This is a genomic window from Tardiphaga robiniae (genome assembly GCF_013359755.1).
GTDB lineage: Bacteria > Pseudomonadota > Alphaproteobacteria > Rhizobiales > Xanthobacteraceae > Tardiphaga > Tardiphaga robiniae.
The window spans coordinates 46,752-55,297 of the sequence record NZ_JABMCJ010000060.1 but is presented as its reverse complement, the minus strand read 5'-3'; the positions used below and the strand labels follow the sequence as shown (position 1 = coordinate 55,297).

6 protein-coding genes are annotated in these 8,546 nt (G+C 61.3%); 5 read left to right on the top strand and 1 reads right to left on the bottom strand.

The genetic code is table 11. The features are described from left to right. Window positions 1-520: 520 nt before the first annotated feature. Entirely contained in the window at window positions 521-2,596 is a 2,076-nt protein-coding gene (locus HP556_RS01445) for a putative bifunctional diguanylate cyclase/phosphodiesterase (RefSeq protein WP_175365643.1), read from the bottom strand. A gap of 308 nt (window positions 2,597-2,904) precedes the next feature. Here HP556_RS01445 and HP556_RS01440 point away from each other — a divergent pair, with 308 nt between their 5' ends. The 5 genes from HP556_RS01440 (at window position 2,905) to HP556_RS01420 (ending at window position 8,544) form a co-directional block, all read left to right on the top strand. Beyond that, on the top strand, window positions 2,905-3,840 hold the full coding sequence (locus HP556_RS01440; protein WP_089265990.1) for a histone deacetylase family protein: 936 nt from the start codon (window positions 2,905-2,907) through the stop codon (window positions 3,838-3,840). 91 nt (window positions 3,841-3,931) lie between these two features. Continuing rightward, window positions 3,932-4,183, top strand: a complete 252-nt coding sequence (locus HP556_RS01435) for an exodeoxyribonuclease VII small subunit (RefSeq protein WP_089265989.1) — start codon at window positions 3,932-3,934, stop codon at window positions 4,181-4,183. Between the two features lie 101 nt (window positions 4,184-4,284). Continuing rightward, on the top strand, window positions 4,285-5,592 hold the full coding sequence (locus HP556_RS01430; protein ID WP_175365642.1) for an alpha/beta hydrolase: 1,308 nt from the start codon (window positions 4,285-4,287) through the stop codon (window positions 5,590-5,592). A 343-nt stretch (window positions 5,593-5,935) separates the two neighbouring features. Next, window positions 5,936-7,861, top strand: coding sequence for a 1-deoxy-D-xylulose-5-phosphate synthase (gene dxs, locus HP556_RS01425; protein WP_089265987.1), 1,926 nt, complete (start codon window positions 5,936-5,938; stop codon window positions 7,859-7,861). Between the two features lie 140 nt (window positions 7,862-8,001). Beyond that, the gene (locus HP556_RS01420) at window positions 8,002-8,544 is read left to right on the top strand and encodes a nucleoside 2-deoxyribosyltransferase (protein WP_175365641.1); all 543 of its coding nucleotides are present in this window, start codon (window positions 8,002-8,004) and stop codon (window positions 8,542-8,544) included. Window positions 8,545-8,546 lie beyond the last annotated feature (2 nt).

Below are 8,546 nucleotides of genomic sequence, written 5' to 3'. Positions count from 1 at the left end.
TGCGGCTACCCTGTCCCTCCGCCCTGGGACATTAATTTTGGTGATGGGACCGTTCGCCATGGCAGATGTGCAAGCAACCGAAAAAACACCGCATGCGGAACGCCGGGCAATCGCTCGGCGCCTCCGAAAGTCCTGATGCACACTAACCTGCGGAAGACCGCATTCGCATCAGGCCCAAGGGTGCAACGGGCACCCGGCGTTCCGCACGCCCTCTCACAGGGGGCGGGAATGCAAAAGACGACGGCGCCCCCGCGCCGCAAACAACGGGGGTAATGACGCATGTCTGAAGAGCAGTGGCTGTTTGACAGTTGAATCTACGACGGCGCGATGAAGGCGCCGCACCACAGGTGTCACCCCCGGGCTTGACCCGGGGATCCAGCTTGGCCCGCACACCGTCGCACAAGAAAGATGGATGGCCGGGTCAAGCCCGGCCATGACGTGGGGAGAGGCCTGGGATTATTGCGAAGCTCGCTTCGCGCCATCTGGCCATGACGATCATGAAATTCAACCGCTCCACCTTCTACGCCACGTTCCTCCGGTCGATCTCGCTATGGACATCGAACGGCTCCGGCCTGCCCACCGCATAGCCCTGCGCAAAGTCCACGCCGATCTCGGTGAGCGCCGTGATGATCTCGGCGCTCTCGACGAATTCGGCCACCGTGCGCTTGCCCATGATCTTGCCGATATGGCTGATCATCTCGACCATGGCGCGGTCGATCGGATCGGTGAGCATGTCCTTGACGAAGGAGCCATCGATCTTGAGATAGTCCACAGGCAGGTGCTTGAGATAGGCGAAGGACGACATGCCGCTGCCAAAATCGTCCAGCGAGAAGCGGCAACCGATCTGCTGCAGCGCCTGGATGAATTTATTGGCGTCGGCGAGATTGGCGATGGCGCTTGTCTCGGTGATCTCGAAGCAGATGATGGTCGGCGGTATCCGATAGATGCGGAACTGCTCGCGGACATAGTCCAGAAAGCTTTCATCTTTGAATGTCGCGCCGGACAGGTTGATGGCGCAGGTCGAGACCGGCGTCGCACCTTCGACCAATCGCGCGGCGAGAATGATGAACGCATTCCTGACCACCCAGCGATCGATCAGCGTCATCAAACCATAACGTTCTGCCGCGGGAATGAAATGGCCGGGCGCAACCAGTTGCCCCGCCTCGTCGCGCAGCCGCAACAACAGTTCGACATGCAGAGTGCCATCCTCGCGCTCGCTGAGCGGAATGATCTTCTGGGCATAGAGACAGAAGCGATCCTGTTCCAGCGCATCGTGAATGCGCTGTACCCAGTTCATTTCGCCGAACCGCTGCAGCAATTCGGAATCGCTGGGCTGATGCAGTGTAACGCGATTGCGGCCTTTCTCCTTGGCCATGTAGCAAGCCGCATCGGCCGCGCGTAGCGCTTCTTCCAGCGTCACCTCGGGCTGCGCGATACAGACGAGTCCGATACTGACGGTGACGTTGAACGAACGTCCGTTCCAGACGAAGTTCAGCTCTTCGACCGTCCGCCGCAATCGCTCGGCGGTCGCCGCCGCACGATCCGGCTCGCAACGCTCCAGCAGCACGGCGAATTCATCGCCGCCAAGGCGGGCCAACAGATTGTCCGGGCGCAGATGTTTTTTCAGTATGCCCGAGACCTGCCGCAGCAGATGATCGCCGGCAGCATGGCCACAGGTGTCGTTGACGATCTTGAATTGATCGAGATCGAGGAACATCAGTGCATGCGGCCGCGCATCGGCGTCGATCCGCGGCAATGCGTATTGGACCCGCCGCTCGAATTCGCGGCGGTTCGCCAGCCCCGTCAGTGCATCATGCGAGGCCTGGAACGCGAGACGTGAGATGTATTTCTGCTCACGCTCCTTCTCGATCTTCAGCGCCGTCTCGAAGCGCTGACGCTGGATCAGCAGATTACGTGTCCGCCAGATGCCGAGCAGGATCAACAGCGCCGCGGTGAACACATTGGCGACCAGCAGAATGCCTTGAATGGCGCGGGAGCCGATGCCGAGGCGCCGGGAGAACTCCACTGCCAGCGGCGAGGTCTGTTCATTGATCTGGTCGATCTGCGCCTTCAGGGCGGCGAGGCGCATCGATCCCACCTTGCCATCGATGACGCTGGCGTGAATGGCGTCGGCCGTATCGACCAAATTCTGGATCACGGGATCGGTGGCGTGCCAGGTCTCGATGGCTCGGGCGAGATAGACGACCTTGCTGAAATTGCGAAACAGCGAGATCATGCCGGGGATGTCTGCGGCATCGTTGCCGCCTTGCAGGAATCCGTCATAGGCAGCCCGCAGATCCGGCACCGCCTGTTCGAGCGCGCGGCGCGCGATGAGATCTCCGAGCGGCACGGCGATGCTCGCCTGATAACGGCGATAATATCTGTCGTCGCCGGTCTCGGCATAGAGGCTGAGTGCATGCACCGCCTCCATCTGCCCCTTCGACCATCGGCTTTCGCCGGTGACATAGGCGCGGACCGACGACAGGATGTGGATGCTGGTGCCGGCGAGAAATGCCTGCAGCAAGACGATGGCAACGAACGGCCACACCGAACGCAAGAGATGGGGTACGCGCCTTGGATATCTCGATTCACTCATCGCGTACGAACCCACCCCAGACGCGAGCGCAACTGCGGAGTCCGACGATGGAATATGCGCACCTTCTCCGCAGAATGCCGCGGCCTCCACCGATAGCAGCCGCGACTTAACGCGCATTTCAATTCCGCGGCGTCAGGCGGTGTCGATGAAACGACATGAATCGAATGTGAAGAAAGCGATCCATAATTCTGATCGGTAGCTTTGTTAGGGGACGACCGCACCAGCGATGCCCCCTATCGGAACCTGACCTGACCGGCTAGGTTATCGTCTCATCATACCAGCGCACCCTGCGCTTGCGGACCATTTGCATGACGACACTTCTTCTGAGCCATCCGGCCTCGCTCGATCACCTCACGCCGCCCGGTCATCCCGAACGCCCCGACCGTATGCGCGCGGTGGCGCAGGCACTCAGCGAAGACCGCTTCAACGCGCTGGTGCGGGGCGAAGCGCCGGAGGGCAATCTCGACGTCGTCAGCCTCTGTCATGACAATCATTACATCGATGAGCTGCGCCATGTCGCGCCGAGCAGCGGCCTCGTCTATCTCGACGGCGACACGTCGATGTCCCCCGGCACCTGGGAAGCGGTGATGCGCGGCGTCGGCGGCGCAATCGCGGCGACCGACGCGGTGATGAAAGGCGAGCACAGCAATGCCTTCGTCGCGACCCGCCCGCCCGGCCATCATGCCGAGCACAACAAACCGATGGGCTTCTGCTTCTTCGATCAGGCCGCGATTGCAGCGCGGTATGCGCAGCGCACCTACGGCATTACCCGCGCGGCCGTCGTGGATTTCGACGTCCACCATGGCAATGGCACGCAGGACATTTTCTGGGCCGACCCCACCGTGATGTATTGCTCGACACATCAGATGCCGCTGTTTCCCGGTACCGGTGCATCCCAGGAGCGCGGCGAGCACGACACGGTCGTCAATGCCCCGCTGCATGACGGCGACGGCAGTGCAAAATTTCGCTCTGCCTTCGACAATCTCATCCTGCCGCAACTGCAGAAATTCGCACCGGAACTGCTGATCATCTCCGCCGGCTTCGATGCGCATCGTCGCGATCCGCTCGCGTCGCTTAATCTGGACGCCGAGGATTTCGGCTGGGTGACGCGCAAGCTGATGGATCTCGCCGACAGCACCGCCGGTGGCCGCATTGTCTCGGTACTCGAGGGTGGTTATGATCTGCAGGGCTTGAAAGAATCGGCCGCAGCCCATGTTTCTGCGCTGATGGGGGCATCGCGCTGAAAGGGGGCAGGTCGCAAAACGTACCCGCCACAATACGCCCTCAAACATATCTTTGACTCCGTCCTTCCAAAATGCGCACACGGGAAACCGAATGGCCGAGAACACCCATGCTGACGTCAAGAAGCTGACGTTTGAGACCGCGATCGAAGAACTGGAATCGATCGTGAAGCGCCTCGAAGACGGCAAGGTGCCGCTGGAAGAGTCGGTTGCCATCTATGAGCGCGGCGAGGCGCTGAAACGGCGCTGCGACGAGTTGCTGCGTCAGGCTGAAGCCCGCGTGGACAAGATCACCACGGACTCGAACGGCAAAGCGGTCGGCACCGAACCGCTCGACGTCCAGTAGGAAATCGCGCGGGCTGAGACCTCGCACCACCCCGCGGCCGAATTAGCGCTTGGCGCATGGCGCGGCCTGTTTATAGTCCGCCGTCAGTCCGGGGAACCAGCGTGCGCGTCCAGCACCGTCATGTCATCTATGTGCAGGGATACGATCCGCGGGGACTCTCGCAGTATTACCGCATGTTTCGGACCGAACTGCGCAAGTTCGGCCGGCTCTATGGTCTGACCACCTCGGTCAGCCGGCCGAAAGGTCATACGGACGGCGAATTCGCGCATGAATCCGCCTCCTGGCGCATCGAAACCTCCGGCGACGGCTGGCAGACCACAACCGATTACGATTTCCTGCGCTGGGAAGACATGATCCAGCGCGATCTGGCCGTGCCGATCTGGCGCACGCTGATCCACGCCATCGCCATCTATTGGGGCCTTGTCTTCTCCGGCACGATGGGCCGGTTCTGGAAGGCGCATTGGCGCTTCGCCACCTTCATCAGCTGGCCCCACGTCCTGCTGCTCAACGGAGCGATCTGGTCGGCGGGCATCGCCTGGCTGTTCGCGTTAGGGCTGCAGGCGCTTGGAATACACGGATTTCTGGTGGGCTGCGGCGCTGTGGCAGTGTTCGTGGCCGTCCTCGGCTCGCTGCTGAAATACACCGAAAAGCACACTTATCTGCTCTATCTGATGGCCGACACCATCTTCACCTGGCAGTTTTCCCACGGCAACCGGCCGGACTGGGACGCCCGGATCGACCGTTTCGCGCAGCATCTGGTCCAGGTCGCCAAGTCTACCAAAGCGCAGGAAATCGTGCTGGTCGGGCACAGCTCCGGGTCGTTCCTTGGCTCCGAAATCCTCGCCCGCGCGCTGAAGCTCGATCCGGAACTCGGCAGCCACGGCCCTCGCGTCGTGCTGCTGACGCTCGGCGGCAATATGCCGATCGTCGGCTTCCATAGAGTCGCGCAAGGCTTTCGCGACAATTTGCGGCTGCTGGCCGTGGAGCCTTCCGTCGATTGGATCGACTGCCAATCCCGCAAGGACGTGATGAACTTCTTCCCGTTCGATCCCATCGCCGGTCACGGGATCGACGCCGGCGCGGCCCGGCGGAATCCAACCATCGTCCCCGTCCGGTTCCGCGAAATCATCCGCCCGGAACATTACAACCGGTTCCGCTGGAAGTTCTTCCGGGTGCACTTCCAGTTCGTCATGGCCAATGAGCGGCCGCATGCCTACGATTTCTTCATGATCGTTTGCGGGCCTGTGCCTCTCAGGGGGCGTGTCAGTCAGCCGGCTACAACTTTGGCGTTGGTCGATGGCCCCCCCACTACCCGCGAAAACGCATGGAAAAAGCTCGATTTGGGCGTGAAGAGCCCTACCCACACGGGTTCCCATGAGACGGAACCGGTCGCCCGGCGCATCGGCTAGGCACACCGCGCGAATGTCCATAGCGCCATTGTGCTGCCACCCCCGCAGGCACGGCGGTTGGCTTTGGCCATCGCTTTGGTGTAAAGGGACTAGGACTATGCGCTGACGAGCAGGCTGAAACGCCGGCCGTTAACGTAGATAAGCGCTTCATTCATCTGGCAAAAATGATCAGATGAAGTCGCCGCCAAGCATGTTAGATATCACACTGAAAAATCGAAGCCCATTATAAGGCCTCGAAACAGGCTTCCCGGTTCTGGAGGCTGCGGTTGTCCGGTGGGCGCGCGGAAACGCGACGGCCCCGAAGCCAGACGCAGTCCCGGACATGTAAAATTGGAATAGTGCCGTGACCGATTTTAGTAAGACACCGTTGCTCGATACCATCAAGACTCCGGAAGATCTCCGGAAGCTGAAGATCGAGCGGGTTCGTCAGGTTGCCGACGAGCTTCGTCAGGAAACCATCGATGCGGTGTCCGTCACCGGCGGCCACTTCGGCGCCGGTCTTGGCGTTGTCGAACTGACCACCGCCCTCCACTACGTCTTCGATACGCCGCGCGACCGCATCATCTGGGACGTCGGCCATCAGGCCTATCCGCACAAGATCCTCACCGGTCGCCGCGACCGTATCCGCACCCTGCGCACCGCCGGTGGCCTGTCGGGCTTCACCAAGCGCAGCGAGAGCGAATACGATCCGTTCGGCGCCGCGCATTCCTCGACCTCGATTTCCGCTGGTCTCGGCATGGCGGTCGCCCGCGACCTCTCCGGCGGCAAGAACAACGTTATCGCCGTGATCGGTGACGGTTCGATGTCGGCCGGCATGGCTTATGAAGCCATGAACAACGCAGGCGCGATGAATTCCCGCCTGATCGTCATCCTCAACGACAACGACATGTCGATCGCGCCGCCGGTCGGCGCCATGTCGGCCTATCTGTCGCGCATGTATTCGGGCAAGACCTATCGCTCGCTGCGCGATGCCGCCAAGCAGCTCGGCAAACACCTGCCGAAGCTGATCGCCGATCGTGCCGAGCGCGTCGAAGAATATTCGCGCGGCTTCATGGTCAATGGCGGCACGCTGTTCGAAGAGCTCGGCTTTTACTATGTCGGCCCGATCGACGGCCACAACCTCGATCACCTGCTGCCCGTTCTGCAGAACGTCCGTGACATGGAGACCGGCCCAATCCTGCTTCACGTCGTGACCCAGAAGGGCAAGGGCTACGGTCCGGCCGAAGCCGCCGCCGACAAATATCATGCGGTCGTCAAATTCGACGTCGCGACCGGCACCCAATCGAAGTCCAAGCCCAACGCCCCGGCCTATCAGAACGTGTTCGGCCAGAGCCTCGTCAAGGAAGCCGAGAAGGACGACAAGATCGTCGCCATCACCGCGGCCATGCCATCGGGCACCGGCGTCGATATCTTCAACAAGGCGTTCCCGAACCGCACCTTCGACGTCGGCATCGCCGAGCAGCATGCGGTGACCTTTGCGGCTGGCCTCGCCACCGAAGGCTACAAGCCGTTCTGCGCCATCTACTCGACCTTCCTGCAGCGCGGCTACGACCAGATTGTCCACGACGTGGCGATCCAGAACCTGCCCGTGCGTTTCGCCATCGATCGTGCCGGACTGGTCGGTGCGGATGGTGCGACCCATGCGGGCTCATTCGACAATGCCTATCTCGGCTGTCTGCCGAACATGGTCATCATGGCCGCCTCCGACGAAGCCGAACTGGTGCACATGGTCGCGACCCAGGTCGCCATCAACGATTCACCGAGCGCCCTGCGCTACCCGCGCGGCGAAGGCCGCGGCGTCGAGATGCCTGAAGTCGGCATCCCCCTGGAAATCGGCAAGGGCCGCATCGTCCGCGAAGGCAGCAAGGTTGCTCTTCTGTCGTTCGGCACGCGCCTCGCCGAATGTGAGAAGGCCGCCGACGAACTCGCCGCCCACGGCCTGTCGACCACGATTGCCGACGCGCGCTTCATGAAGCCGCTCGACACTGACATGATCCTCAAGCTCGCCCGCGATCACGAGATCCTTCTGACCGTCGAAGAAGGTTCGATTGGTGGATTCGGCTCGCATGTGATGCAGCTGCTCGCCGACAACGGCATGCTCGACGGCGGTCTGCGCATGCGTTCGCTGGTGCTGCCCGACATGTTCCAGGATCACGACACACCGGCAGCGATGTATGCCCAGGCGGGTCTCGACTCTAAGGGGATCGTCAAGAAGGTGTTCGAGACCCTCGGCAAGGATTTCAAGGCCGAGACCGTCAAGCTCGCTTGATCTGTCGTTGAACGCGACATCGCGTTTGCAATTGCGAAGAGAATACGACGAGGCAATTCGGCAGGAACCGCCGGATTGCCTCGTTCTCGTCTGAATTGGCTCGTCAATGTCGGCGCGGCTCACCATGAGACGGGGACTTCATGAATATCTATCTCGCAGGCCCCGACGTGTTCCTGCCCAATGCCGCCGAGATCGGCCGGCAGAAGGTCGCGCTCTGCAAGCGCTACGGCGCGCACGGGTTCTTCCCGCTCGATAACGCCATCGACATCAATGCCGGCGACGCTTCGCGCCAGATTTTTCACGGTAACGAGGCGATGATGAATCACTGCGACATCATCATCGCCAATCTCACGCCGTTCCGCGGTCCAAGCGCCGATGCCGGTACGGTGTTCGAGCTCGGCTATATGGCGGGCCACGGCAAGCTCTGCTTTGGCTATTGCAATGACCCGACGCTCTATATCGACCGCGTGCGCCGCATGACCGAGGTCACCGATCGGGACGGACATCTGGTGGATGCGGATGGGCTCACCGTCGAAAATTTCGGCCTCGCCGACAATCTGATGATGATCCATGCGCTCGATCTCTACGGCGCACCCATGATCTTCCCCCGCGAAGCACCCGAAGATCTCTGGCAGGATCTAACGAGCTTCGAAGCCTGTTTGAAACTTGCTGCATCGTACTGACC